General features: G+C 31.3%; 21 protein-coding genes and 1 tRNA gene. 10 read left to right on the forward strand and 12 right to left on the reverse strand.

The features are described from left to right. Positions 1-14 precede the first annotated feature (14 nt). From gap to HNQ03_RS07220, 9 genes are all read left to right on the forward strand, one after another. Positions 15-1,019 (forward strand): type I glyceraldehyde-3-phosphate dehydrogenase, encoded by a 1,005-nt coding sequence (gap, locus tag HNQ03_RS07180; RefSeq protein ID WP_173778992.1) that lies wholly within the window; start codon positions 15-17, stop codon positions 1,017-1,019. A 155-nt stretch (positions 1,020-1,174) separates the two neighbouring features. Next, positions 1,175-2,869 carry a hypothetical protein gene (locus tag HNQ03_RS07185; RefSeq protein WP_173778993.1) on the forward strand — a complete coding sequence of 565 codons (1,695 nt, stop codon included), beginning with the start codon at positions 1,175-1,177 and terminating at the stop codon, positions 2,867-2,869. Between the two features lie 130 nt (positions 2,870-2,999). Continuing rightward, complete coding sequence (locus HNQ03_RS07190) at positions 3,000-4,193, forward strand: oxygenase MpaB family protein (protein WP_173778994.1); 1,194 nt, start codon at positions 3,000-3,002, stop codon at positions 4,191-4,193. 70 nt (positions 4,194-4,263) lie between these two features. Next, entirely contained in the window at positions 4,264-5,277 is a 1,014-nt protein-coding gene (recA, locus tag HNQ03_RS07195; protein WP_173778995.1) for a recombinase RecA, read from the forward strand. Between the two features lie 125 nt (positions 5,278-5,402). Then, positions 5,403-6,377: a deoxyhypusine synthase family protein gene (locus HNQ03_RS07200; RefSeq protein ID WP_173778996.1), complete on the forward strand. Its 975-nt coding sequence runs from the start codon at positions 5,403-5,405 to the stop codon at positions 6,375-6,377. Between the two features lie 312 nt (positions 6,378-6,689). After that, positions 6,690-6,992: a type II toxin-antitoxin system RelE/ParE family toxin gene (locus HNQ03_RS07205; RefSeq protein WP_226927456.1), complete on the forward strand. Its 303-nt coding sequence runs from the start codon at positions 6,690-6,692 to the stop codon at positions 6,990-6,992. Then, the gene (locus HNQ03_RS07210; protein WP_173778998.1) at positions 6,982-7,272 is read left to right on the forward strand and encodes a helix-turn-helix domain-containing protein; all 291 of its coding nucleotides are present in this window, start codon (positions 6,982-6,984) and stop codon (positions 7,270-7,272) included. The genes HNQ03_RS07205 and HNQ03_RS07210 overlap by 11 nt, the downstream gene beginning before the upstream one ends. Positions 7,273-8,453: 1,181 nt before the next feature. After that, positions 8,454-8,735, forward strand: a complete 282-nt coding sequence (locus HNQ03_RS07215; protein ID WP_173778999.1) for a transposase — start codon at positions 8,454-8,456, stop codon at positions 8,733-8,735. Next, complete coding sequence (locus HNQ03_RS07220) at positions 8,732-9,574, forward strand: IS3 family transposase (protein WP_173779000.1); 843 nt, start codon at positions 8,732-8,734, stop codon at positions 9,572-9,574. The genes HNQ03_RS07215 and HNQ03_RS07220 overlap by 4 nt, the downstream gene beginning before the upstream one ends. A 221-nt stretch (positions 9,575-9,795) precedes the next feature. Here the strand turns inward: HNQ03_RS07220 and HNQ03_RS07225 are convergent, their stop codons facing one another. The 4 genes from HNQ03_RS07225 to HNQ03_RS07240 all read right to left on the reverse strand — a co-directional run bounded on the left by HNQ03_RS07225 (position 9,796) and on the right by HNQ03_RS07240 (position 12,140). Continuing rightward, positions 9,796-10,323 (reverse strand): hypothetical protein, encoded by a 528-nt coding sequence (locus HNQ03_RS07225; protein WP_173779001.1) that lies wholly within the window; start codon positions 10,321-10,323, stop codon positions 9,796-9,798. 39 nt (positions 10,324-10,362) lie between these two features. Then, the gene (locus HNQ03_RS07230) at positions 10,363-10,581 is read right to left on the reverse strand and encodes a hypothetical protein (protein WP_173779002.1); all 219 of its coding nucleotides are present in this window, start codon (positions 10,579-10,581) and stop codon (positions 10,363-10,365) included. A gap of 106 nt (positions 10,582-10,687) precedes the next feature. Beyond that, entirely contained in the window at positions 10,688-11,080 is a 393-nt protein-coding gene (arfB, locus tag HNQ03_RS07235; protein ID WP_173779003.1) for an alternative ribosome rescue aminoacyl-tRNA hydrolase ArfB, read from the reverse strand. A 28-nt stretch (positions 11,081-11,108) separates the two neighbouring features. Further along, positions 11,109-12,140: an AMP-binding protein gene (locus tag HNQ03_RS07240; RefSeq protein WP_173779004.1), complete on the reverse strand. Its 1,032-nt coding sequence runs from the start codon at positions 12,138-12,140 to the stop codon at positions 11,109-11,111. A 97-nt stretch (positions 12,141-12,237) separates the two neighbouring features. Between HNQ03_RS07240 and HNQ03_RS07245 the strand changes: the two genes are divergently transcribed. Further along, positions 12,238-12,309, forward strand: a tRNA-Gln gene (locus tag HNQ03_RS07245). Between the two features lie 115 nt (positions 12,310-12,424). Here HNQ03_RS07245 and HNQ03_RS07250 read toward each other — a convergent pair. From HNQ03_RS07250 to traN, 8 genes are all read right to left on the reverse strand, one after another. Next, positions 12,425-18,091: a toprim domain-containing protein gene (locus tag HNQ03_RS07250; RefSeq protein ID WP_382404998.1), complete on the reverse strand. Its 5,667-nt coding sequence runs from the start codon at positions 18,089-18,091 to the stop codon at positions 12,425-12,427. Further along, entirely contained in the window at positions 18,088-18,813 is a 726-nt protein-coding gene (locus tag HNQ03_RS07255) for a hypothetical protein (protein ID WP_226927457.1), read from the reverse strand. The genes HNQ03_RS07250 and HNQ03_RS07255 overlap by 4 nt, the downstream gene beginning before the upstream one ends. Positions 18,814-18,888: 75 nt before the next feature. After that, the gene (locus HNQ03_RS07260; RefSeq protein ID WP_173779005.1) at positions 18,889-21,180 is read right to left on the reverse strand and encodes a JAB domain-containing protein; all 2,292 of its coding nucleotides are present in this window, start codon (positions 21,178-21,180) and stop codon (positions 18,889-18,891) included. A gap of 12 nt (positions 21,181-21,192) precedes the next feature. Continuing rightward, positions 21,193-21,903, reverse strand: coding sequence for a hypothetical protein (locus tag HNQ03_RS07265; RefSeq protein ID WP_173779006.1), 711 nt, complete (start codon positions 21,901-21,903; stop codon positions 21,193-21,195). Then, on the reverse strand, positions 21,893-22,747 hold the full coding sequence (locus HNQ03_RS07270) for a M23 family metallopeptidase (RefSeq protein WP_173779007.1): 855 nt from the start codon (positions 22,745-22,747) through the stop codon (positions 21,893-21,895). Before HNQ03_RS07270 ends, HNQ03_RS07265 begins: the two co-directional genes overlap by 11 nt. A 92-nt stretch (positions 22,748-22,839) precedes the next feature. Next, a complete protein-coding gene (locus HNQ03_RS07275; protein ID WP_173779008.1) occupies positions 22,840-24,828 on the reverse strand; it encodes a type IV secretion system DNA-binding domain-containing protein in 1,989 nt (662 codons plus the stop codon). A gap of 4 nt (positions 24,829-24,832) precedes the next feature. Beyond that, complete coding sequence (locus HNQ03_RS07280) at positions 24,833-25,132, reverse strand: hypothetical protein (RefSeq protein WP_173779009.1); 300 nt, start codon at positions 25,130-25,132, stop codon at positions 24,833-24,835. Positions 25,133-25,135: 3 nt separating this feature from the next. Then, on the reverse strand, positions 25,136-26,014 hold the full coding sequence (traN, locus tag HNQ03_RS07285) for a conjugative transposon protein TraN (protein ID WP_173779010.1): 879 nt from the start codon (positions 26,012-26,014) through the stop codon (positions 25,136-25,138). Positions 26,015-26,016 lie beyond the last annotated feature (2 nt).

Here is a 26,016-nt window from a genome sequence, read left to right on the forward strand (position 1 = left end):
ATAAATAACAAATTATGTCAACAATCAAAGTAGGAATTAACGGATTTGGAAGAATCGGACGTCTCGTTTTTAGAGCAATGGCAGAAAGAGAAAACATAGAAGTTGTAGGAATCAATGATTTGATCGATGCAAAATATATGGCTTACATGCTGAAATATGATTCAGTACATGGTCAATTCGACGGTGAAGTTTCTGTACAAGGAAATGACTTAATCGTAAACGGAAAAACAATAAGAGTAACTGCAGAAAGAGATCCTAACAATTTGAAATGGAACGAAGTAGGTGCAGAATTCATTGTAGAATCTACAGGTTTATTTCTTACCCAAGAATCTGCACAAGCACACATCAACGCTGGAGCAAAAAAAGTAATCCTTTCTGCGCCGCCAAAAGATGATACACAAATGTTCGTAATGGGTGTAAACCACAAAGAACTAACAAAAGACCATACTATTTTCTCTAACGCATCTTGTACAACGAATTGTCTTGCACCAATAGCAAAAGTAATGCATGATAATTTCGGAATTTTAGAAGGATTGATGACGACTGTTCACGCAACTACTGCAACCCAAAAAACCGTAGATGGACCATCTATGAAAGATTGGAGAGGAGGAAGATCAGCTTTAAACAACATCATCCCATCTTCTACAGGTGCTGCAAAAGCAGTAGGTAAAGTAATTCCATCTTTGAACGGAAAATTGACAGGAATGTCTTTCAGAGTTCCTACAGCAGATGTTTCTGTAGTAGATTTAACGGTAAGATTGGAAAAACCAACTTCTTATGAAGAAATTTGCCAAGTAATGAAAGCTGCTTCAGAAGGAGAATTAAAAGGAATTTTAGGTTACACAGAAGACGCTGTAGTTTCTCAAGATTTTGTAGGAGAAAAAAGAACTTCTGTATTTGATAAAGATGCAGGAATTATGCTTTCCCCAACTTTCGTGAAAGTAGTTTCTTGGTATGATAACGAAATGGGATATTCTAATAAATTGACAGATTTATTGGTACATTCTTCAACTTTATAAACAAATTAATTTTTAAATTTTTTTGAAACCTCTGGAATTTTTCTGGAGGTTTTTTGGTTAAAAATTACCAGGATATAAATTATTTTTATGACGAAAAAATCAAAAATTTAGATTATCTATTTTTTGATACATTTGTATAAATCATTTACATTTTTATGAATCGATTTAAAAAAAATATTCTATTTCTTTTCCTAATAATAAATCTTTGTAATAATATTTTTGCACAAAGCAATTTAGAAACAGATAAATATCCTAAAACTTATCAAGGTGCTATTGATGATGTGATTAATATTTTGGATGAGAATCAAAGGATTTTAATTAGAGATAGTCCAAAATTTAGTATTGGAAAATACACGTACATCATTCACAAAAATAAAATATTAGATTACAGAGATATTGATTTTTTAAAATCTTGCGCACAAAATATTGGAGTAGAATACGTTCACTTTGAAGAAGTTACCGCTGTAATTTTAGACGGAGTTTGGGACAAATTAAATAATGATTTAGAACTTATTAATTTTGAAAAAATAGAACCTGAAATTTACTTTAGTTCCATTTTAGCAATTATAAAAAAAGGTAAAAACAATAGGTTGGGTTATTGGGCATCATTACCATCTTGGGTTTATCTTTCAGACTATTATTATGATCAGGATTATAATAATGACAATTATAAAAGTGCAAGAAGAAATAAATTATTAAATATTGCAAAAAAAATAGTTTTAAAAAAAGATAAAAATTCATATTTGGGTTTAAAATATATTTCCTTATTTGAACCAAATTTAGAAGAAAAGTCAAAAATAATTAGTTCATTTTACACTAACACAAATAAGTATTTTACTTTCCCAATTTACGATTATATTTATGATAAAAAGTTAGATACAGAAAAAAATGAAGGAATAATAGGGATTGAATATAATTTAAAAAGAAATTCATCCAAAGAATTTTCTCTACAATGTTTCGAAAATATTTATCATAAAACCTTTAAAACTGCAAATGAATATGAATCATTTTTAAATTATAGCAACAGTAATTATTTACTAAAATGGAAGTTTTTAAAAACATTATCTACAGCAGACTATAAAATTTTACTTAATGATCCAATAAAATTATTAGAAATTTTAATTTTAACCAATAAATATTATTATAAAGATACTGGAAATAATAATTTAATTACTGGTTCAAATTCTATTGATGACCTAATCAATTTAATTGAATTTAAGGATGAAATAAGTGTAAAATGCCCATACCATAAAAGATTAATGGTATGTAATGATAATGACGACTCAACATCTAAATCTTTAAATGCACTTAAATTAATTGCGGACACATTAAGTACTGAAGAATTAATCCAAATAATTAATCCAAATTCTATAGAATTATATAACAAAAACTATAAAACTGACGATCTTTTAGATTACAAATATTTGGTGAGTTTTCTCATTGCTTCACAATATGAAAGATTATTAGATTATCCAGATAAAGATAGAATCTTTAAAATATTTCAATTTTATTGGATAAATGAACATGTATCGTGGCCATATCAATATTTCATGACTGATCTTTTAATTCAAATTAATAATGAAAATGCTTTGAAATTATTTAAAGAAAAATTCAAAGTAATACCAACCGAAGGCTCATTCACAAGGCAAGGTATTTTAAGTTCAATAATTGAATACGATTTTGAAAATAATTCAAATTTTATAGAAGATTGGTATTGGAAAATACAAGACACAGATTTTAATTATAACCCAAAAGAGCAGGATTTAATATTAGATCTTTTAAGGGAAAAAGATTCTACAACTTTAGATCTTTACACAAAAATAATTAATGATAATAGATTTAAAAAGTAAAAATAATTGGATCAAATCCTGTTCTTTTTATCGCGGATTTCTAATTTGTGATCAATGTATTTTTAATTCAATTATCTATTTCCTGACAACCATCACACCAAAACAAAATCAGTTTCCGTAATTTTGGTTGATGAATCCATTCCCAAAACCAATATACAAAGACAGTCCACACTTCCAAAATTTTTGGACAAAGGGAAATGGAAAAAAACTCATCGATTGGACGGGTGCAAAAGTTTCTTTTGATAATTATGAGAAATTTGCAACTAATTTCTACAAAGTTGATGAACTTGGAGATGCCGTTGTAAAAGAAATTTACTTCACAAAATCTTATCCAGAAGCTGCCGCAGAAATTGAAAATTACATCAAAAATACAGTTTCTGCAGAAGATGAAATTCCAGAAAGTGCAAAAAATTTATTTCTACAAACTCAAGAAATTCCAGATTGGGTAGATTATGAATTGATGGAAGCAGGTGCAGAATTATGCCGAAGAGTGGGTATCGATGCACTTATTTCTCTACGAGATTACAGTTTGATGGGTGGTTACGATTATGCACACCTCAACAAACCTTTAATAGCAACCGGACTTCTAAAAAAAGGCGCGATGAAAAGACTTTCAGATACGCTAGAATTTTGGATCAACGTAACCCGAGAAAATGCGCTTCAATTGCACGGAAAAGGTTACGAATCTTGCATCAAAATCAGGATGATCCATTCTTACGCTCGACTTTCTATAAAAAAACACCAACCAGATTGGAATACAGAAAATTGGGGAGAACCCATCAATCAATGGGATATGATGGCAACTTATGGCGGTTTTAGTTTAATTATTTTGCATAGTTTGAAACTTTTGGGTCATGATATTTCTGAAAAAGAAGAAGCCGGCACTTTCCTTTTGTGGAAATATGTAGGTTACCTTTTAGGAATTTCCCCAGAATTGATGGCTGAGAATAAAAAAGAAGCCGTAGAAAATTTTTATCTCTGGACAAGCGTTCAACCTTCTGCCGACAAAGATTCTATTCAATTGGCCAAATCATTATTAAATGAATCTCTGGAAAATCCGATGCTAAAATTTAAACCTCAAAGAGAATTTTTGAAATACTTGCACATTTGCTGCACCCATTTTCTTCTGGATAAAGAAACTTGCGAAAGATTAGAAATTCCCCAAGTGAAAAACAGAATGTGGTTTCCAAAAAGTAGAATTTTTTACAATAAAAATATTCGAAGTTTAATACCTCGCAAAAAGCAAATTGCTAGAGGAAATAAAGAGCAGGAGCAGGTTTTGGTAGATTATTTAAAATTTAAAAATAATGTAAAAAACCATTAACCTAGAAAAAAAAATAAAATAGTATTTCTATACAAAATTGCTTAATTTTGTAAAAAATAAAGCTAAAAAAATGGCAAAAACTGAAGACAAAAAAGACGAAAAGAAAAAAGCATTAGCACTAGTCCTAGAAAAACTAGATAAAACATACGGAAAAGGAACTGTAATGACTTTGGGAGACGATTCTGTGGATGACACCATAGAAGTTATTCCTTCTGGTTCTTTAGGATTAGACATCGCATTAGGAGTTGGCGGATATCCAAGAGGAAGAGTAATAGAAATCTACGGTCCAGAATCTTCTGGTAAAACTACCCTTACATTACACGCAATTGCCGAAGCTCAAAAAGCTGGTGGTATTGCAGCATTTATAGATGCAGAGCACGCTTTTGATCGTGGATACGCAAAAAAATTAGGAATTAGTTTAGATGAATTAATCATTTCTCAACCAGATAATGGAGAACAAGCTTTAGAAATTGCAGATAATTTGATCCGTTCTGGCGCAATTGATATTGTAGTAATAGATTCTGTAGCAGCTCTTACGCCAAAAGCCGAAATAGAAGGCGAAATGGGAGATTCCAAAATGGGATTGCACGCAAGATTAATGTCTCAAGCATTAAGAAAATTAACTGGAACAATCTCTAAAACGAAATGTACCGTGATTTTCATCAATCAATTGAGAGAAAAAATAGGTGTAATGTTCGGAAATCCAGAAACTACAACGGGTGGAAATGCCTTGAAATTCTACGCATCTGTAAGATTAGACATCCGAAAAGCAAGTCAGCCGATAAAAAATGGAGATGATGCTATTGGAAGCAGAGTGAAGGTGAAAATTGTGAAAAACAAAGTAGCACCACCGTTTAAAATGGCCGAATTTGACATCATGTATGGTGAAGGAATTTCTAAAATTGGCGAAATATTAGACGCTGCAGTAGATATGGAAATCGTGAAGAAAAGCGGATCTTGGTTCAGCTATGCAGATACTAAACTAGGACAAGGTAGAGATGCTGTGAAAGAACTATTGAAAGACAATCCAGAACTTTCTGATGAGATAGAAAATAAAATAAGAGAAGCAATGGCTGCAAAATAAAGCAACCCATTTTTTTTAAAAACGCTAAACCTTTCAATTTATTTTGAAAGGTTTTTTTGTGATTAAGAGAGCACAATTTCCAATAATTTTACAGAAATTATTATCTTTGTTAAAATCAAAAAATTATGAGCAAACCGATTACGGAATTTATAGAAAAATACTATCTGCATTTTAATTCTGCCGCTTTGGTAGATGCTTCCAAAGGATATGTAGCACACCTAAAAGATGGTGGAAAAATGATGATTACTTTGGCTGGAGCAATGTCTACCGCAGAAATCGGGAAAATTTTGGCAGAAATGATTCGCCAAGATAAAGTAGATATCATTTCTTGTACCGGAGCCAATTTAGAAGAAGATTTAATGAATCTCGTAGCGCATTCTCACTACGAAAGAGTGCCACATTACCGAGATCTAACAGCGCAAGACGAATGGGCTTTGCTAGAAAGAGGCTTAAATAGAGTTACAGATACGTGCATTCCGGAAGAAGAAGCATTCCGAAGATTGCAAAAACACATTGTAGAAATTTGGAAAGATGCCGAAGCAAAAGGCGAACGTTATTTCCCGCACGAATATATGTACAAAATGCTTTTATCAGGAGTATTAGAGCAGTATTATGAAATCCCAAAAGAAAACTCTTGGATGCTCGCTGCAGCAGAAAAAAACTTGCCAATTGTAGTTCCAGGTTGGGAAGATTCTACGATGGGAAATATTTTCAGCAGTTATTGCATCAAAGGTGAATTACAAGCTTCTACCGTGAAATCTGGAATTGAATACATGATGTATTTGGCAGATTGGTACCCAAAAAATTCCGGTGGAAAAGGCGTTGGTTTCTTCCAAGTTGGCGGTGGAATTGCGGGCGATTTCCCAATTTGCGTAGTTCCGATGTTGTACCAAGATATGGAAATGACGGACATTCCATTTTGGTCTTATTTCTGTCAGATTTCCGATTCCACAACAAGTTATGGTTCTTATTCTGGTGCAGTTCCGAATGAAAAAATCACTTGGGGAAAACTAGATATTACCACCCCAAAATTTATTGTAGAAAGTGATGCAACGATTTGCGCACCATTGATGTTTTCTTATATTTTAGAAAACTCGTAGGAAGAAAAAAATATACAATTTACAGCTCTTTTCAATTTTTTTGAAGAGAGTTTTTTTTATTTGGGCAGCTTAATCTGCCTTCCGTTCCCAATCTTTTTTGCATCTCGTTCCCTCGTCACAAAAAAGGATTTCCACTCAAGTCGGGCTGCGATTATATTGTGGTAAATCAGAGACTTGTAGAAAATACATTATTATTTTTATAACGAAATTATCAAGAATAAAAAATTTGCCGAATGGTAACTTTTAAATTACCTTTGTGTATTGAAGGTTAGGAAAGTTATCGCTTTTAAACATTATTTTGAAGATTTTATTTTGATCCAAAATACTAAGGTTCAAAACAAGATCTATAAAATTATAGAAGCAATAGAAACTTTGGAAAGAGTACCTTCAAATTATTTAAAACATATTGTAGGAACAGATGGACTTTACGAAGCAAGAATACAACTTGGCTCAAATATCTGGAGGGTATTTTGTTTTTTTGATGGCGAAAAATTGGTCGTCTTAATGAATGCGTTTCAAAAGAAAACACAAAAAACGCCGAAAAACGAAATTGCAAAAGCTTTAAAAATTATGGCTGAATATTACAATGAAAAATTAAAAGAAAATGGAAACTAAAAGCTGGAATAAGATAAAAGATGAAATCTATGGTGAAACTGGCACTGAAAGACGTGACGAGTTAGACCGAGATTTTTCATCATTTAAAATAGGTTTACTATTAAAAAAAGCACGAGAAGAAAAACAACTCACTCAAACCGAATTAGGAAATTTAGTGGATAAAAAGAGAGAATACATCTCGAAAATAGAAAATAATGGTGGTAATCTAACGCTCAAAACCTTGTACGACATTGTAGAAAAAGGACTTGGCGGAAAAGTAAAAATCTCGATAGAAATTTAAAAATTTAAATTAAAAAATTCGCTTTTTAATTTTATGTTGAATATATAAAGCAAGTCGGACTGCGAATAAAGGATTGTAATAAGTAAATCTACCCGCGCAAAATTTACCGACTTTGCTAATTAATAAAAAGAAGTTCATTTATGCAGACAAATATATTTACAAAATTTTTATTAGTAATTAAGAAGAATGAGTTTTGAAAAAACATCAATAAAAAATAGAAACTCAAAGTTAAAAAAAATACCTCAACAGGGAATAGATGATTCTTTAAAGAAATCATTGAGAATATTCTTTGTAATTATGGGGCTTCTTTGTTATAATTTTTTTCTATCTTAAAAGAACAAATGATGAAGCGGTAAAAACTGAATTATTATCAGAAGAAAGATATACTAAAGTCATTGAAGTTTATAATAACCGAAACGAACATAATTTTTTATATGTAACGTTTTTAAATGGCGATAATGAATTATGTGAATATTCGTATAAAGTAGGTGATTCTGTATCTAAAAAAGCAGGAGATTCAATAGAATATATTTTTAGAAGAAATGAAATTTTAAAACATAATTTTTTTGAAACGGCAAGAAAAAATAAATCATTAATAAAGTAATTCCACCATACAAAGTCTACGACCTTTGCGCCACATAAATAAAACCCCTAATCCAAAGAATTAATCAACACATAATACCGATACGCCAAAATTGCCTTTTGAAATTTATTCATTTTCAAAGGATCTTTTCCGCTAAGCTTTGGCAAAACCTTCTTATTGATTTCATTTAGTGTAAAAAAGAACTTCTTTTTCATTTGTAGATTTTTATTATTTTTTATGGTCAAATGGTATCGCCTAATCTTCATCGGTGCTTGTCTGAAAATCCTGCTATTGGCGATTTCATATAATTATATTGTAGGTATTTTCAAAATTACGAAATTTAGAGTAAATTTAGTATTATGAACGAACTCTTCAAACTAAAAGTCTGGGGAATCACCAAACGTATCCAAAAAGAAAGTATTTCCGCATAAAGCGCGATTGCAAAAGCCCTTGATTTCTACAAATCATTCTAGAAATATAAGAGAAGCAATGGCAACTTGCACAAAAGATATTCCTACAAATCGTGGGATTATGCTATACCCCAAAATTAGGACAGAGATTTAAGATATAAAATTAGTAATTTTAAATTTTAAATATTATGTCAAGAATTAGAAGGAATTTTAGCAAAGAATTCAAGAAAAAAGTAGTTTTAGAAGCTTTGAAAGAGCGAAGCACTTTAGAGGTTTTAGCCAAGAAGTATGAATTGCAACCAACTCAAATTAGTCTTTGGAAAGCACAAGCGTTGAGTAATTTTGAGAACGTTTTTTCAGGTGAAAACAATGATGCAGAAAAGAAAAAAGAAGCAGATTTGCAAGTGCTCTATGCGCAGATTGGAGAGCAAAAAATGGCAATTGATTTCTTAAAAAAAAAGTTGCTATGAAGCCTTTAAATGAACGAAGGAATTTGGTTGAAAAGTGCAAAGATTTAAGCCAAGAAAAGCAATGTGATTTACTGAGTATCCACCGTAGTGGTCTGTATTACAAACCTTTGGAAGGGGGTGAAGAAAACTTGAAAATAATGAGATTGTTGGATGAACAGTATTTTTTAACCCCATTTTATGGCGCATTAAAATTAATGGCTTTGTTAAAAGAAAATGGGTTTTCAATCAATATAAAACGGGTTCGAAGATTGATGAAAGTGGTTAACTGGAGGACTATTTACCGTGAACCTAAAACGAGCATTTCCAATCAGTTGCACAAAAAATATCCGTATTTATTAAGACATTTAAAAATCTCTGAAAAAAACCAAGTATGGGCGACAGATATTACGTATATCCCTATGCAAAAGGGGTTCATGTATTTAATTGCGATTGTAGATTTACATACAAGATACGTTTTAAATTGGTCTTTATCGAACTCAATGACCGCAGATTGGTGTGCTGAAGTTTTGGAAGAAGCGATAAAAAAACATGGAAAACCAATAATTTTTAATATCGATCAAGGCAGTCAGTTCACGAGTGATGTTTTTATTAATGTATTGAAATACAATGAAATATCAATTTCAATGGATGGCAAAGGAAGAGCTTTGGATAATATTTTTGTAGAAAGATTGTGGCGATCGGTAAAATATGAAGATATTTATTTGAAAGCTTATGAAAATGGTTTAGATTTGTATGAGGGTCTAAAAAAATATTTTGAGTTTTATAATAATGAAAGATTCCATCAATCTTTGCATTATAAAACGCCAGCAGAAATATATCATCAAAGAGCCGTGGCATAAAAAATGGATAACTTTTTTTGGCTTTTAAAGGCCAAAAAAGTTACCCACATTTTAGCCCAACACCGCAAAAATCATATCTTAAATTATGCGGATTTTTGTCCTATCTTTTGGGAGTAGCTTAGATTTCTACTTCGGGAACGCTTCCTTCACCAGAAATTCATGCAAAATTTGAAAGAGAAGTAATTGAAATAATGAATTTAATAATTAAAAATTTCTAAAAATTATTTTCTAATATTTTTATTGATCTTTAATATCTTCTGAATTCTACTGCTATCATTGTTTTTCTTAAAATTAAACTTCTTCCCAAAAAGCATATTCACATAACCAATCAAGATAAAAAATATCGTGATAACGAAGAAAATGCACATTCCCAGCGCAAAAATTGAAATATCATCCTTTATACCAGAGAAATAATCCAGAATAACCTTTGAAAGTATAAGCAGAAGCGACAGCATTCCCAGTGGAAACACCACATATATTACAAAACCAAACGCGAGTACACCAACAAATGAAATATCCTTATCGAATACATACAACACAATTGCAACAATTCCGATGGCAGCTACAAAAAAGAAAAATAAAACAATACTTCCCATTAATTTCATTTCGCCAAAATTCATAACGCGCACATATTCAGAACCTTCTTTATAAGTAACATCTATTTTTTTTCCGATTTCAATAGGATGACTTGTTCCATATCCAGTTGATTTTTTCAGCAATTGATTGTGCTCATTTTTAAATTCTACCACGGCAATTGGAACAGATTCAGAATCAGAATCGCCACCCGTTTAGTCATATTCAACCACCGTCGCATCATATTTTTTCTCAAAAAAATAGTCGTAAGTGTAATTGGAAATCATTTTACCGAGAGAAAAAAACATTCCCGCTATCAGTAAAACACTCAAAGCTGGTAGCATGAAATCTCCTATCGCAAATAATTTTCCTTTCCTTTTATTTTTAAAATAAAGCAAAACCAATATGGCGAGGGTAAAAATTAAAGCATACATCAATCCTAGTTTTTTAAGTATTCACATTTTTGCAGGCAAATAGAAGCGCGGCAAACAAAGATAAAAATTTTAATAGCAGAAGGAATTGCGAAAATATTCTACTAAATTATTCTCTAAACTTCCGATTGGCTTTCTTTTCAGAAATTATCTTTTTAGATTTCAAGCGTTTTTCAACTTTGCCACGAGAAGGTTTTGTTTTTAATCTCAATTTTGGGATAATGAGCGCTTCATCTACCAAATCCAATATTTTTTCGGTAGCCAATTTTCTATTTCTCAATTGCGTACGAAATTCAGAAGCATTTACTTGCAAAATATTTTCAGAATTAATTCTATTTTTAAGTTTCGTCGCAATCTTACGTTTTTGAAAATCCGAAAACAATTCACTTTCCAAATAATTCCACATTACGGTAACCGCGGTTTCAACTTTGTTCACATTCTGACCTCCTGCTCCACTACTGCGAGAAGTTTTAAAAATAAGTTCTGAAGTGAAATCTTTCATATCAATTATGAATTTGGAAAAGTATTTTTTACTTTAAATTTTTAAATACAACATCTTTCCTCAAAATCTTTCCATTTTCGGATCTAGGAAATTGTTTCAAAAATACAATTTCTTTCGGACGATGAAACTTTTGTTCAAATGGAATATTATTTACATTATTTTTCATCTGTGAATCTTCTTCTCCCTCAATGAAAAGCACCAACTTTTGCCCCAAAATTTCATCTTCAATTCCGGCATATATCAATTCCTTTTCGATTCCATTTTTCTTCAAAAAATTCTCCAAAATCTCTGGAAAAATTTTCACGCCACCAGAATTAATCACAAAATCTGCCCTTCCCAAAAACTCAAAACGCTTTTTATCAACAATATGTACAATATCACTGGTCTGCAAAATTTCGGAATTCAATTTTGGAGCATCAATTTTAAGACAAGAATTTTCATTTTGAGAAATTTTGATACCATCCAACACCGTGAAATATTTATCTTCAACGGGATATATTTGTTTTAAAGCAATGTGAGAAAGTGTTTCCGACATTCCATACGTTTCAAAAATTTTAGAATCCGCATTTTCGATTTTTAAAATACTATTAATTTTCTGTTTTAAATTTTCAGAAACTTGAGCTCCACCGATGATTAAATTTTTCATTAAGGAAAGACTATCCAAAGAATGCTCTACTTGTAAGGGCGTCATTGCGCAAAAATCTACATTATGCTCAATATTTTGTAGCGGCCTAGAAGATGGCGTAGAGATTATCAATTTCATTTTGCTTTCTATAGCTCTTACAACCATCATTTTTCCAGATATATATTTAATCGGTAGGCAAAGCAACGCGGTACAATCTTGATCTAGAAGTAAAAAATCGCAGGTCATTTTTGCAGAATTTCTCATTTTCTGTTTTTCAATTTCGAATCGTTTTGGAGCGCCCGTAGAACCAGAAGATTGTATTTCTACAGTATTAGACGCAGAAAACCAATCTTTGAGAAAAAAAATTACATCACTTTCAAAATCGGTTTTGGGGTATAAAGTATTGATATTAAAATTGTTAAAGTCGATAGTCATAGAATGTTAAAATAAATTTGATACAATTTATAAATAATTCTTCAAAAATGTTTGCAAATTGTGAAATTTTTTTTAAATTTGCACCACCAAATGAGAGAGACCCATGGTGTAATTGGTAACACACCGGTTTTTGGTACCGACATTCGGGGTTCGAGTCCCTGTGGGTCTACAAACAACTACTGTAAATCAGTAACTTAACATTATCGGGGACTAAATCGGGGACTAAACGCTCCGATTTTTTTCTTTTAGGAGTAGATTATTCTATAATTCATCACGTTCATAAATTATCTTCTACTTGACATTCTTGATTGTTCCATATTTGTTTCGGGTAAATAAAATTGAGATTGGTCTTTTTCTTTTTTAACTTCGATTATTTTATTTTCAGAATGTGGAAAATTAAAAAGATGGATATTTTCTTCAAATCTTTCTTTCACATAATTTTTATGTTCACTTTGTTTTAGCTGTTGCCGTTTTTCTTCCTTAAATTGAAGAATTAAATTATCTCTAGTAGTTGGAAGTTCTTCTAATTTCTGGTTCAATTCTAAAATTCGTTCTTCAGTTGCTTTGGTTTGCTTTTCAATTTCCGCAACATTCACTCCTTTTTCTGCCAAATTTTCCATCGTTTTTTGAACTTCTACTTTGGCTAAATCTATTGTTTTTTGATAAAATGGAACTTGGTTTTTCCAATAGTCCGAATTTCCATCTTCGGAATCTTTTGCATAACCCAAAATTCGGTTATAAGAAAGTTCTGCTTTCGAAACTTCTTCTTTTACTTTCAGAAAAACTTCATGCTTTCTCAACACAAAAGCACTATCAGCAAGAAATTTATTCTTTTCGCTTTCCAAACGATTTTTGATCAATTCAATTTCAATAGTTGCTCTCGTTTCAGGGTTTGTGATTATTGAAGTTTTTAATTCTTGGGTACTTATGTCTGAAATATCTAAAACATCGACTCCTTTTTTCATGGCTTCCAAATACCTAGATTGTTTTGCCTGTAATTTTTGCAGCATAAATACATCAATGCTGTCATTGGTCAACATAAAATTAATACGGACATTTTCATTCCTGTTTCCTTGTCTCCAAGCTCGTCCTTCTACTTGTCGCAATGACGTGAAATTATACGGCAAAGAAAGCATGTAAATATCTGTCGTGTTTTCTTGCAAGTTCATTCCTTCTTGAATGGCTTCACTACCAATCACGATTTTAATTTTCCCTTCATTGAAAGCATTTTGAATAGATATCCTTTTTTTCTTACTCGTTGCTCCACTGATAATTCCGATTTCTTCCGGAAGATATCCAACTTCAGTAATCAAATATTCTTTCAATTTTGGAAACTGTGCAACTGCTAATTCAGAGTAAATAATTTGACCAGAATCTGGAATATCTTTTTTATTTTGACGAATCAAATTCATCGTTTGATTAAGTTTCGGAGAATTTTCTATAAATTCTTTTAATGTTGGTTCGTTATCATGATAATAGATCGATAAATACGGAGAAATCGCAATCAATCGAGCGTTCAGAATATGGGTTAGAATCGCTCCTTTTTCGGTTTCATCAAAATTGTCATTAAGCAAATCGTATTGTTCTTTCGTCAAATCATTTTGTTCAATTTTGTATTCTTTATTGATTTTATAGGGACGAACTAATTCTAAATTATCCTCTTCACCTTTAATATCAATAAACTCCGAAAGAAGCTGTTGAAACAAAGAATTATTTTTAAACCGTCGAACATTGGCTTTGAATTTCACGTCGCCTTTTGCGTCAATTTCCATGTCATTATCGGCTTCCATAAAGGTTTCAAAGAAATTATTGACATTAAAATATCCCGATTCTTCCAAACGATTATTGGCAATTAAAGATAAAATCGAGTAATATTCTAAAGGTTTATTCGTGAAAGGTGTTGCTGATAGTAACGTTACATTTCTGCCATTTTGCTGGTCTTGAATGTATTGACAAGCCATCCAAGTATTTATTCCAATATTGGAAGTTTGTTGATTTTGACTCCTAAAATCTGAAGAAAATCTTCGGTCTTCAATTTTCACTTTTCCTACAATGTGATTGGCGTTATGAACTTCATCAAAAGTCAAGTGATCAAAACCAAAATCTTCCCAATCATAGATTTTACCACGCTTCATTTTGCCTTCAATTTCTTTTTCTTTCTGCAATTCTATTTGAACATCTCTTTCAGTATTGGTTAAACTTTTTAGTTCATTGGTTGAAATATAGTTGAATTTTGAAGATAAATTTTCGGTAATTTCATTTGAAAATCCAATATTATTGAATCCTTCATAAGTTACGATGGTAATTTCTCCATCTCTATTATCGAATTTTGACAAATCGTAATCTTTACCCAAATTCCCTAAAACATTCACTTTTGCATTCGGAATAGTTTCAAATAGGGTTTCTACCCATTGTTTCAAAATACTTTCGTTGGGAACAACAATTAGTGGCTTTTTTGCATTTCCTCTTTCCATCGCTTCGTGCATTGAGAGGATTCCAGAAAGTGTTTTTCCAAAACCAACTTCATGCGCCAAAAGTCCAACTCCTTTTGTGGTTTGTCTGCCAATTCCCGCTTTCTGCACTTCAGTTAAGCGCAATTCTTGTCCTTTGAAATTTTGATGAATTTTAGAAAATAACGGAAATTTTGAATAATCCGGAACATGAATATTATTGTAATTCCTGTTAAAATCATTCACAAATCGAATTCGCAACTCATCTGACAATTCTTCCCGAATAAATTTTTGAAACAAATCATTTGCAGCCGCTTTTCTCCTTTCTCGAATCAATGCATTTCTTTCCTTATCACTTCCTGTAACGGTTTCGTTATCTACAAAACTTTTGACCTCCCAAGAAGATGAACCTGCAAAAGCTTCACTTGGCAATTTGGCAACAAAATCCTTGAATTTCGCCGCCAAATTATAATCGACGATAATGGTTTCCGTTTGTCGTGTATTGTAATTGTAATCTTCTTTTTCTATTTTTCCTAAACCAAATTGATGAATAAATTCGTGATTGTGACTAACTGAAATTTCGATTAAAGATTTTTGCTTTGGTAAAACATTCTCTAGTAAAGATTTTTGTTTTTGAAATTGCTTTTCAGAACTTTCAATCGATTTTGAATCCTTGAAATCCACTTCTAATTGCTCTAGTTTTTTATAAATATTTCCTTCAGCATAATAAAAATCGTGTACCCAATTTCCATCAATATAGTTTGCAAATTGCTTGTGTTTTTCATGATTAGTTAAAGTTCCATCATAAGCGGTATCACGAAAAGCTTCGATTTCTTCCGAAGAAATATTAGGATTATTTTGAAGTGCAGTTTCTACAATTTTATCATCTTTAATGAAATGATATTTTAGAATTTTACTTTTAATTATGGGTGTTTTCTGAATTTCATATTCCGATTTTACATCCTTTTGAGATTGAATAATCTTATCGGATTTTTGGATAATTTCTTTTAGTTCATCTAAAGAAAGTTTATCGTCCTTTTCAAAAATCTTGTTTTTAAAATTCGCGTATTTTTTTATCTCACTAAAGATTGCAGGCGATTTAAACTTTATTTCATTAAGTGTGGTTAATACTTCATCAATTTTTTCTTTGCCAATTTTAAGGGTAATTTCTGTGTTAACTTCGGTATCTTTTGAATGAATTTCTACTTCCGTTTTATTGGAATTCTTCTCAGCTGCAGAAGTAACTTCGTCCGAGTAATAATCCTCGAAAAGGTTTCCAACTCTACCTATCTCTTTTTTGTTTTGAAGTTGCTCAAGCAAAACAAGAGCTTCATCCAAACTACCATGAACATAATTTTCTAACTTCCCGAAACGATTGGTTTTTTCGCGGATTTCCCCTAAAATATTATGTGGGTTTTCATTAAAATAATTAGATATATCAACACCAATTTTTTGAGAATCCTTCTTTAAAATTACAATATCGGTCCCGATTTGAGTTCCCGAAAACGATCCGCTTGGTAATCGAAAAGCATTAATTACAGCTGCATTTTCCAGATTCTTTTGACGATTCAACCAACCAGAAGGAAGAACCATCGCTAAAATTCCATCTTGTTTTAAAGAATTCATGCTTCTTTTGACAAAATAATCTTCGTATCTTGAGATTTTAGTTTCTTCTCCTAAACCTTTGTACAAACCTCTGTGTTCTCCATAAGGTGGATTTCCGAGAATTAAATCGTATTTTTTAATATCTGAAATTGGTGTTTTAATTCCTTTTTCATCAATAAATTCAGTTTCAAAAGAGCGAAGATTGACCTCTGTTTCCGGATGCAAGATTTTAGCAATTTTTGCAGTAGTTTCGTTGATTTCAAACGCTGTGATTTTGGATTTTATACTCAAATCTTTTGCTGCATAAATGAAATTTCCATTTCCAACACTTGGTTCTAAAACCGCAATCTCTTTTTTATCGTTGAATTGGCTTTTAATTAAATTGCGAACGGAATCCACAATTTTATGATTAGTGTAATATTCATCTAAAATTCCACGCCCTTCTTTTGCAGTTCCGCCACTTTTAAATTGGTTGCAAATGTCTTTTAAATCATCTGTGATTTTTAGATTTTCACGAAGTAAAATTTGTTGATTATCGGAAATAAAACAAGTTGCAGAAACTACTTCCGCAACTTGTTCGTTGGTCAATTTTTGACATTTATATTTTGAAATCAGAGCGTCTAAGTCTGCGTTATTTGTAGAGTTTTCTGCTAATTTTCCGACCAAGGAATGTCCTGCTTCTTCATTTTTTCCAGTTGCAATTTGTTGTGTTCCAATAATGGGTTTGGTTGTATATAATCCAACTCTATTATTGCTCCGGATTGCGCTTTCAAGTCCATTTCCAACATTTTCGCTGCCCAATCTTTGTCCGATTGGTTGATTTGCGTTTTGCTCGGATTCGCCGTTTTTGCTATTGTTTCCAAGGTTTCGTTCAGGTGATTTTTGTCCCACTTGGACAGAATTGGGTGTAATTTCGGATTTAATGGTAGCGTTTTCATCTGCAGAATTTTTTGGTTCAACTAAGATAATATTTTTATTTTGAAGATTGATTTTGTTTTTCAAATAATCATTTAAATCATTATTTTCTAAATCAGAAATTTGATACAAAGAGCGAATATCCTTTATATTTTTACCATTGAGTTCATCAAGTATTTTTTGTGTTGCAATATTTCCAGTTCTATCTCCATCCAAACAAAGAAATATTTTTCCATTAAAATCTCTGTATCTGTTAACAAATTTATCAATGTTAGAAGTAGAATTAAGAGAAATGAGCGTTCTATTATTCTTTTGATTATTGGTTTTCAAAAGTTGCAAGAATGAAAGTAAATCAGTCAATCCTTCGAAAACAACCATCTCATCTTTGTTACCTTTAATTTCCGAAATATCATTGCGACCAATTTTGGTTTTCAGCATTGGATTCCGAATTTCAATACCTTGAGAAAGATTTTCAATTCCTATTCCAAAATAATTTTTTCCTTCGATTTCGTAATGAATTTGCCGCGTATTTTCTATTAAAATTTCTTTTGAAATTCCTCTCTCTTCAAAATACGAAATCAATTTTTCATTGTTGGGTTTAAAAGAATTTGTGATGATTACATCAGCATTTTCTTGGTCATTTGTTCCAGATAAATTTCTTTTTTTTTCTGCAATCCATTTTTTGTCATCAACTTGATTGTTGAAATTTTTTATAAATTCTAAAGCATCTTTCCATTCTAATTTTTCAAGTTCCATTACCGCTTTGATTATTTGCCCTCCTGTTCCGGTTTTGAAATCATAGTATCCATTTTCAGACACAGAAAATTTATTATTTTCGGTTCTAAAATAATAATCATGCCCTGTCTTTCTTTCGAATTTTACTTTGCCTTTTTGCTCAAGATGAAGAAAATAATCTAAGACCAAAACGCTTTCAGAAATTTTTTCCGTTGTAGTTTTATAGTTTGAATTTGTTGCCATCATTTTTTATTTTTCACAAAATGATTGTAATCAAAGATTTCTTTGGCTTCATTATCCCAATTTTTTCTTGGCAAAAGTTGAAGGGTTACAAAAATATCTTTCACTTTATTATAAGAATCAATGCGTTCCAACCTTCCGCCATAGTCTATTTCAGCGTGTTTGTAAATGGAATAAGGTAAAATAGTATCCGTTGGAAAAATATAGAATCGAGAGAAACTTGTCGCAGAATTTACTTCAAATCTTTTGTACTTTTTTTTGAATAAAACGGTATCACTCAAATTTTTACGATGAAGATAATTCGGGATCCATTCATCAGAAAATAATGCACCTTCTTGCTTTTTCCGAATTAAATGTGGCTTTTGCTTCTTAGTAATTTCCGACAAAATGGTACTGTTGCTATTTTCTTTACCAACTGAATAATAAAGAGAATCTTTTATGAAATAAATTTCATTGGTTATTTCTGGAAAAGTGACATCGGGAATTATTTCTAAAATGGTATCTCCAGAATAATTGAGCCGAGAAATATGGAAGTTCTGCATTTTATCCAATCCTTTGGAAGCATCAAAATAAACATTAGAAATAAGGTCGATTCCGCCTTTTTCTGGCTTTATTTGTTTGTGGCAAGAATGTGCTATAAAAAAGAAAGAAAATGCTGCGAGTATTATTATTATTTCAAACTTTTTATCCCATTTTTCTTTGATATATTGCTTAAACATTGATTTCATAATTAGATAGATTTAAAAAAAGCGATAAATTTTAACATAAAACCTACCGCTTTCCATTGTAATTTGTAAGTGATATTATCTTTTTATACTTTGCTCCTTCACGTTGCCTTTTTCGTGTTTATTATCATTCTCAATTCCTTCCAGAGGCTTGTTGGTATTGATTCTGTTCATATCTTGATCGTAAAGACTTAGATTTTTGTACTGCGGATTCAGAATTGCTTTTCCTTCAATTACATTGTCATCCGATTCAAATTTTACCTTTACGATATTTCCTTTTTCTAAAGATTTAATGGTGTTTTCGCGGTATTCTGGTTTATCGAAAATCAGGTTTGATTTTTCTACAATTTGATCGGTATCAACTCCATAATTTTTGTAGAAATTTTGGAAATTGTAATTTCCTTTTTCCGTTTTTGGCTCTTCAAAATTCAGTTTTACAAATGCAGGTTCTAATTGCTCTGTTTTAGGATTTTGAAATTCAATTTTCACGGTACGACCTTCTAATAAATTGATTGCCTCCTTTGCAGTAAAGGTGTTTTCTCGATTTACAGGGAAATTATGTGAGATATTTTCGCCTTTCTCATTCTCTAGATTTGCATGATAAGAATTGAGAAAAACACCACCACTTTCAGTTTTGTTGAATTTTAAGATAAAATCCACTTTGTTTCCTGGTAAAGTTTTGTCTGAATTTGTTTTAATCTCAAACTGTTGATCGGCAGATTTCATGCCTGTTTCTAAATCTTTGTGAAGTTTTTCTCCTTCGCCAAAACCAAGATATTTTAATTGGTTTCTTAAATAATCTACTTGGTTGAATTCTTTTTGCGTTTCCATAATTTTTGGATTTTTATTGTTAATATTATTTGTTTTACTGTCAGTTTCTTGTTGTTCATCACGAAATCGATCTGCCCATTTTCCACTATCGCTGAGAATATTGGTATCATAGTAAGATTGTCTTTCGCTCATAATTCTTACTTTTTGAGATTTCTTATAATTATTTATATTAGATTTTTCGTTTGTTTGATTCTTGAAATGTGATTGGCTTTTCAACTCAGAATTATCCGAAAAAGAATTATAGATTTTTCTTCCGTTTTCACTTTTAAAAAGAAGTGCATCAATTATTTCAACACCTGAATAATAAAGCGTTTCGTTGTATTTGTTGATTTCTGCAGGTGTGATATTGTTTCCATATAAAATGCACTTTGCTCCTCCAAACTTGGCAACTTTTCCAATGATAAAATCAACTTGATTTTCGGGTGGCATGATGAATTTACCCACAATATTCAACTGATTATTGATAATCAACATTTCAGTTTTATCGGATATTCCAAACTTTTGTGAAGTGATGAACTTTGCAATATCTGCCGAACTCGTTATTTTTTCAGGTTGATAATTTTCTACCAATACCTGTTTACTGAAAGAATAGGGCTGTATTTCATGAAAAGCATTTGCATTGGATTTCATCGCTTTTTCGTCTTCAAATATTTCATTAAAAACAACATACTTCCCACTTCTTAAATTGATGATAATTCCATCTTCTACAATAATATCGGATTTATCTAAAGCCGCACGTAATTTTCTGATGCAGTCCATATCTGCTTTAGAAACCTTCAAAGTTCCACTTGGATGATTGTGAACCAAAGTGATTGAAGAAGGTTTTGCTTCCAAAACATTTCCTATCAAAAGTCGATTATCTACAAATGCAGCATCAAAAGTTCCAGTAGAAATATGTTGAACAAAATATCCTTTATCTTTAAAATCGTACACTAAAAATGCGTGTTCTACAGCTTCATTTTCTAATGCTTTAAAAAGCCAAGCAACATCATCAATACTTTCAATTTTTTCATTTCCAAAGAGTTGAAGCGAATTGTTTTCTGCAAAACGCCTTTCTATTAATGCAAAATCTGTGGATTGCAAAGAATCTTGCGGTTCCCGTAATAAATTGGATCCGGTACTAATTTCATTGGGATTAAACAATTTAAAGGGTAGTTTTTCACCCGAGGAAGTTTTTGCGTACCTTGTTGATTCATCTTCCTCGAAGATAAAATTTGAGTTTGGCGAAATTTTCGTTTTTTCATCCGAAGCTTTCTGTTGGTATTCTTTTTCATTTTGTGCTAAATTTGAATTGTACTTTTCTTCGAGTTCTTTTCTCAATTCGATAATTGGAATTACAGCTTCGTAATCGATAAGGTGTGGTTTTGTTCCTTCCTCTAATCTCACAACTAAAGATTCTCCCGTTTTAAAATGGTTGTAGCCCATTTTCATAAATTCGAGGGTCGCAATTGCTTCATCGATTGTAGAAAAATCCATTTTCTGAAAACCTTGAGTTTCTTGGTTTTCATTGTATTTGCTTATTTCTAATGTTATACTCATTTCTAAAAAATTTTACCTTCTAAATCCTCTTGATCTTCCCACTTCACGTTCCTGTTCTTCATCTTGATTTTCTTCCCTTATTCTGTTTGCATCTTGATACATATCTGGATCATTGACATTGAGTTGAATGCTGGATTTTTCCTGCTTTTGAGAATTACTTACATTTTGTGAAATTCCATTTACAGTATTAATTTCTTTTGAAACAATATTCAGATCATTGGTAATTTCTTTTGCCATTTCTGGGAACTGTTCTATCTTATCTTGAAGAAATCTTTTCAATTTTAAAAGTTCTGTTTTGTATCGATTTATTTCTAGCGCATCTTTCTTATCTGCAATGATTGCGGTAAGTTCAGTGGCATTTTTTATTAAATCAAACTCAACTATTTTGTTGGTTTCTTTGTCAAAAACAAATGCTTTTTTTTCAAAATTCAATTGATTTCCTGATTTTGAAAGCTCTTGAATAGTAGAATACTCTACCTTGTCTTTGCTGTTTTCAAGGATTTCAGATAGGTTTTTATCTCTTTCCAGAAAAATTACTTTTAGCTTGCTATTGTTTTCAACCAATTGAAATGTCGCACGATTTTTATCGTTATCGACAACAATTGTATAACCCTGCATGAATTTCAGAATATCATCTGCATTTAGTTTTTTAGAAAAAGTATTATCTTCATTGATAATCCCGTATTTTTTCAAATCGTTTGTTGGTAATTTTTCAGTGTTCATAGTAATTTGCGATTAAGTTGTTTGCTTTTATAAGGTCGTTTAAAAAACGAATTGGGTTGATGTAATTTCCATTTTCGGCAACAGAAAAGTGTAAATGTGGTCCGGTAGAATTGCCTGAATTTCCACTTTTTGCGATGATAAATCCTGCTTTTACAAATTCTCCTGCTTTGTAATAAATTTGCGATAAGTGCAAATAGCTGGTTACAAATGAATTCGAATGCCTGATTTTAATGTAGTTTCCACCACCTTTCGAATCCCAGCCTGCTGCTGTTACGATTCCATCCATTATGGAATACACCTTTTCGTAATTGGCTTTTAAATCTGCTCCATTATGTGATTTTCTTGTTCCAAAAATGGGATGAATACGACTTCCAAAAGGCGATGTAACAGAAAGTCCATTTTTCAACGGCATAAATATTTTTGAAATTTCATTAGTTTGCTTATCATTAACAAAATCAAATTGTTTAATTGATTTTTGGATATTGTTTCCGTTAGAATTTGCAATATTCCCTTTCATCATTTGTATCAATGAATCTTCAATTTTCTGGTAATTTAATTTCTGCTCTTTATTTTTGGTCAAACTGTATTTTAAAATCAATGTTTTTAGTGAGTCTATTTCTGCCTTATAATCTACTTTTTGCTTCGTTTTAAAGAGTTTTATTCTACCAGTATTTTTATCTTTTTTTTCATCTTTTGCATTTTCGTCTTTTTGAATTTCTTCCTGTTTATGAACAGATTCTTCTTTTTTTATAGAAGTTCGAGTAAGCGTGTTAAATTGTGCAAATGCCAAAGAATTGCAGAACAAAACAAGAATCATTGAACTAAATTTTATTTTCAATTTCATATGTTGATTTTTATTTTTTTAAAGGTCATATGGTATCGCCTAAATCTTCATTTGTGTTTGTTTGCAAACTCGTTAATAGCGATTTCATAGTTTTACATTTTTATAGATTCGTTCACAATGAGTTCTACTTCTTTATTTATTTTTCGAAAATTGGTCATCAACACTTCTTCTTTTCGGTCGTTTCCTTTTTTATCGATGAAAGAATAATAATTGGGCATTGCTACATAATTATCTTCTTCATTTTTAATTGCGTTCATATCCAGATTGATTTTTCCACTGATTGCCGATGTTTTGTATTCTTCGGTATCATTTTCTTCCCCTTGTGCAATCATTCCCACCATTTCTCCTGTTTTCAATGCTGCTATTTTTCCTGCAGGAATCATAAAATCCATTTTTTCATTAATGCTTGTGGTAGTTCCTTGTTGTGAAATAGATTGGGAGTAGCTTTTCTGTTTGATTTTTCCAAACATTTTCTCCATCCAATCCAAGGTATTTTTATCTCTGGCAGAACCTGAAAGAATATTTCCGACAATAGCAGAAATAGTATCTGCAACTTCTTTTTTATAAAATTGTCGAAGTTGTGGAATTTCTTGAAGTCCCAGTAAAACAGCAATCTTGTTGCTTCTTGCAGTCGCGACGACGTTATCAATTTTATGAATATAAATGGTCGGAAATTCGTCTGCGATAATTCCTCCTGGTAAATTGTTTTTGGAATTAATCAATCGTAATGTTCTATTTAAAATCGATGAATACAATGCGGAATTAATATCCTGTGTTCCCGGATCGGAAGCTAAAATAATGATGGAAGGATTTTCTTTGTCCGTGATTTTCATTTCTACTTCATCACCAGAAAACACCCAAAAACTTTCTTTTGTTGCCAATCTGGAAAGGAAAATTTTTAAAGTTCCAACTTGTCCTTCCAATTGGTCAAATGCTTTATTATCATACGCAGTTTTGAAGGGTGAAAGCAAAGAATAAATTTCTTCATTCGTAAAAAGTGTATCAAAAATATCTTTGTAACTTCTATTCATAAATGATAGAATGTGTGGTAAATCTGAATATTTTCCATTTTCAAACGTGGCAAAAAAGTAAATGCAAGATGAAAGAAAATTAATCGCAGATTGAGTGAAAAATGCTTCTGAACCACCACCAGAACTTGAACCACCTTTTTGAAGTGATGAAACCATTGATTCCGCCATTTCTTGTGCTTCTGCTAAGGTTTGAATGTATTCTTTTTTGAATGGATTTACCCTTTTAGATTTTTCAACTTCGTTCAAATTGATGACATGAAACTGATGTTGATAATCGGGATCTTTATTTTTCTTTAAAAGATAATGGTAGTAAGCGATTTTAGCCAAATCTGGAAATTTAAAATCATAAATGCAAAGACAAAAACCTTTATCAATCATTTGACGAATTGCAGGATTTATTACACCAAAAGACTTTCCAGATCCTGGTGTTCCAATTACCATCGTTCCGCGAAAAGGATTAATATTAATCCAACCTTTATTGGTTCTCTTATTAAATCTAAACAGATAAGGAATATTAATGGAAGTGTTCGTTTTTACCAATTCTTGATTTTGAGCAAAACTCTCTTCTTCTATATTCCATCGGTCTTTTCCCATTTTCTGTTGCATCAATTTGGAAATATTATCCGCTCCAACTTGAGCGATTAATGCTCCCAAAAATGAGAGAAGCGTATAAATAATTTGGAAAAAATTTAAAGGTGGAATTACTTTCGGTAGCGTACTATTTCCAGCTTCGGAAATAAAAAGTAGCGAAGAAAACATCAAGGATAATCCAATGATTATTGGCAAAATAATCTGCTTACCAATATTCAAATCTATTTTTTTCTTGGCTCTTGTTCCGATTGCAACCAAAGCAATTAATATTATCGTGCAAATTTTGGCATTTAAAGGTGGATAAAATAAACCCATCTTCGAAAATTTGGTCAGAAGTTCGCTTACAAATGGAATATTTGCAGAAAGAAAAAATAATGAAGCACAATCCAATAAGACGATGAAATAAACCATCTTCTGGAAAAAGCTGTAGATTTTAATTTGATTTTGTTGCTCTTGCATTATCTTAATTTTGACAATTATTGGCTATGTTCATTTGCTTAATCTTTTTTAAATCTTGATGGAGATTCCTAATTTCTTTTTCCCATTCCCCTAACAACTCCGCTTTTTCTGTAAGAAATAAATGATAATCTTTTAAGTCTTTGAGTATTTCAGCTATTTTTAATTCTCTTTCAAGTTGCGCTTGTAACTGCGCTTGCATGCGATGTTTATAAGATTGTTTTGTTTTATGGAACATCACAATGCAAATAACAAATACGATTAACAACACCAAATAGCTGATTATAGATAAAATTATTGCTTCCATAAATTAAAAAGTATCTGCGTTTAAAATATCCGAGTACTTCACTTTCATTTCTAATGCTCTTCCAGATAATTGCTCTTCTAAAAGTCGAATTTTGAAAACTTTACTATTCGGAAAAGTGAATTTTTTAAAAACGTAAATATTCCGGTAGTTTTTCTTGAACTGTTTTTGATGGTATAATTGATAAACAGGATCGAGTGTAATGCTTTGATTATTGGTTGCTTTGTAGATTTTCTTGTCCTCTACAGAGAATTTTATCGCATCGATATCGTATCCTAAATTGGTGGAGTTCAGAAAAGTCATATCTAAAAAGATGTAATCATTTACCACATAAACATTGTTAATCTGCATGGTAAGTTTAAAATCTTTCACTTCTCGAATTGGTTTTCCTATTTTCTTTTTTTGTAAAATATCCAACGAAAATCGAAGTAATTCTGTTTTTGAAAAAGCCATTTTCGGATATTCAAGTGGTTGCATATCTTCGGGCTGAATTTGGATATTAGCCACGGAATTGCTCTTGAAATCTAAATAATTCACTTTGTATTGTGCCATAAACGATTGACAAACAACCGTGATAATTCCTAAATTATTTTTATCTATTTTTTTCTGGATTGAAGTTGAATCTGTTTCCGAAGTTTCGGTAATTTTTATTCTTGCAATATTTTCCGCGGGCAAATCTCCAGTTAGATTAGCAGTTGATAAATCCACAAACTGTATTGGTTCTGGAGAAATTATGTGAAGACTTACTCCGTCAGAAATATCTAATTTTTTAAGATTTATCACCCGATTTTCAGGTTTTTCTGTTTGAGCATTAATCATCATTACTGAAAAAAATGTGAAGCTTAACAGGAAAATTTTCAGTGTATTTGTAGTCGTTTTTTTCATTT

Source organism: Frigoriflavimonas asaccharolytica, from assembly GCF_013294015.1.
GTDB lineage: Bacteria > Bacteroidota > Bacteroidia > Flavobacteriales > Weeksellaceae > Frigoriflavimonas > Frigoriflavimonas asaccharolytica.

Excerpts from the sequence above, each read along its gene's own strand:
- gap (WP_173778992.1), top strand. The coding sequence starts at position 15 with ATGTCAACAATCAAAGTAGGAATTAACGGATTTGGAAGAATCGGACGT.
- HNQ03_RS07185 (WP_173778993.1), top strand. The coding sequence starts at position 1,175 with ATGAATCGATTTAAAAAAAATATTCTATTTCTTTTCCTAATAATAAAT.
- HNQ03_RS07190 (WP_173778994.1), top strand. The coding sequence starts at position 3,000 with ATGAATCCATTCCCAAAACCAATATACAAAGACAGTCCACACTTCCAA.
- recA (WP_173778995.1), top strand. The coding sequence starts at position 4,264 with ATGGCAAAAACTGAAGACAAAAAAGACGAAAAGAAAAAAGCATTAGCA.
- HNQ03_RS07200 (WP_173778996.1), top strand. The coding sequence starts at position 5,403 with ATGAGCAAACCGATTACGGAATTTATAGAAAAATACTATCTGCATTTT.
- HNQ03_RS07210 (WP_173778998.1), top strand. The coding sequence starts at position 6,982 with ATGGAAACTAAAAGCTGGAATAAGATAAAAGATGAAATCTATGGTGAA.
- HNQ03_RS07215 (WP_173778999.1), top strand. The coding sequence starts at position 8,454 with ATGTCAAGAATTAGAAGGAATTTTAGCAAAGAATTCAAGAAAAAAGTA.
- HNQ03_RS07220 (WP_173779000.1), top strand. The coding sequence starts at position 8,732 with ATGAAGCCTTTAAATGAACGAAGGAATTTGGTTGAAAAGTGCAAAGAT.
- HNQ03_RS07230 (WP_173779002.1), bottom strand. The coding sequence starts at position 10,581 with ATGTATGCTTTAATTTTTACCCTCGCCATATTGGTTTTGCTTTATTTT.
- arfB (WP_173779003.1), bottom strand. The coding sequence starts at position 11,080 with ATGAAAGATTTCACTTCAGAACTTATTTTTAAAACTTCTCGCAGTAGT.
- HNQ03_RS07240 (WP_173779004.1), bottom strand. The coding sequence starts at position 12,140 with ATGACTATCGACTTTAACAATTTTAATATCAATACTTTATACCCCAAA.
- HNQ03_RS07250 (WP_382404998.1), bottom strand. The coding sequence starts at position 18,091 with ATGATGGCAACAAATTCAAACTATAAAACTACAACGGAAAAAATTTCT.
- HNQ03_RS07255 (WP_226927457.1), bottom strand. The coding sequence starts at position 18,813 with ATGAAATCAATGTTTAAGCAATATATCAAAGAAAAATGGGATAAAAAG.
- HNQ03_RS07260 (WP_173779005.1), bottom strand. The coding sequence starts at position 21,180 with ATGAGTATAACATTAGAAATAAGCAAATACAATGAAAACCAAGAAACT.
- HNQ03_RS07265 (WP_173779006.1), bottom strand. The coding sequence starts at position 21,903 with ATGAACACTGAAAAATTACCAACAAACGATTTGAAAAAATACGGGATT.
- HNQ03_RS07270 (WP_173779007.1), bottom strand. The coding sequence starts at position 22,747 with ATGAAATTGAAAATAAAATTTAGTTCAATGATTCTTGTTTTGTTCTGC.
- HNQ03_RS07275 (WP_173779008.1), bottom strand. The coding sequence starts at position 24,828 with ATGCAAGAGCAACAAAATCAAATTAAAATCTACAGCTTTTTCCAGAAG.
- HNQ03_RS07280 (WP_173779009.1), bottom strand. The coding sequence starts at position 25,132 with ATGGAAGCAATAATTTTATCTATAATCAGCTATTTGGTGTTGTTAATC.
- traN (WP_173779010.1), bottom strand. The coding sequence starts at position 26,014 with ATGAAAAAAACGACTACAAATACACTGAAAATTTTCCTGTTAAGCTTC.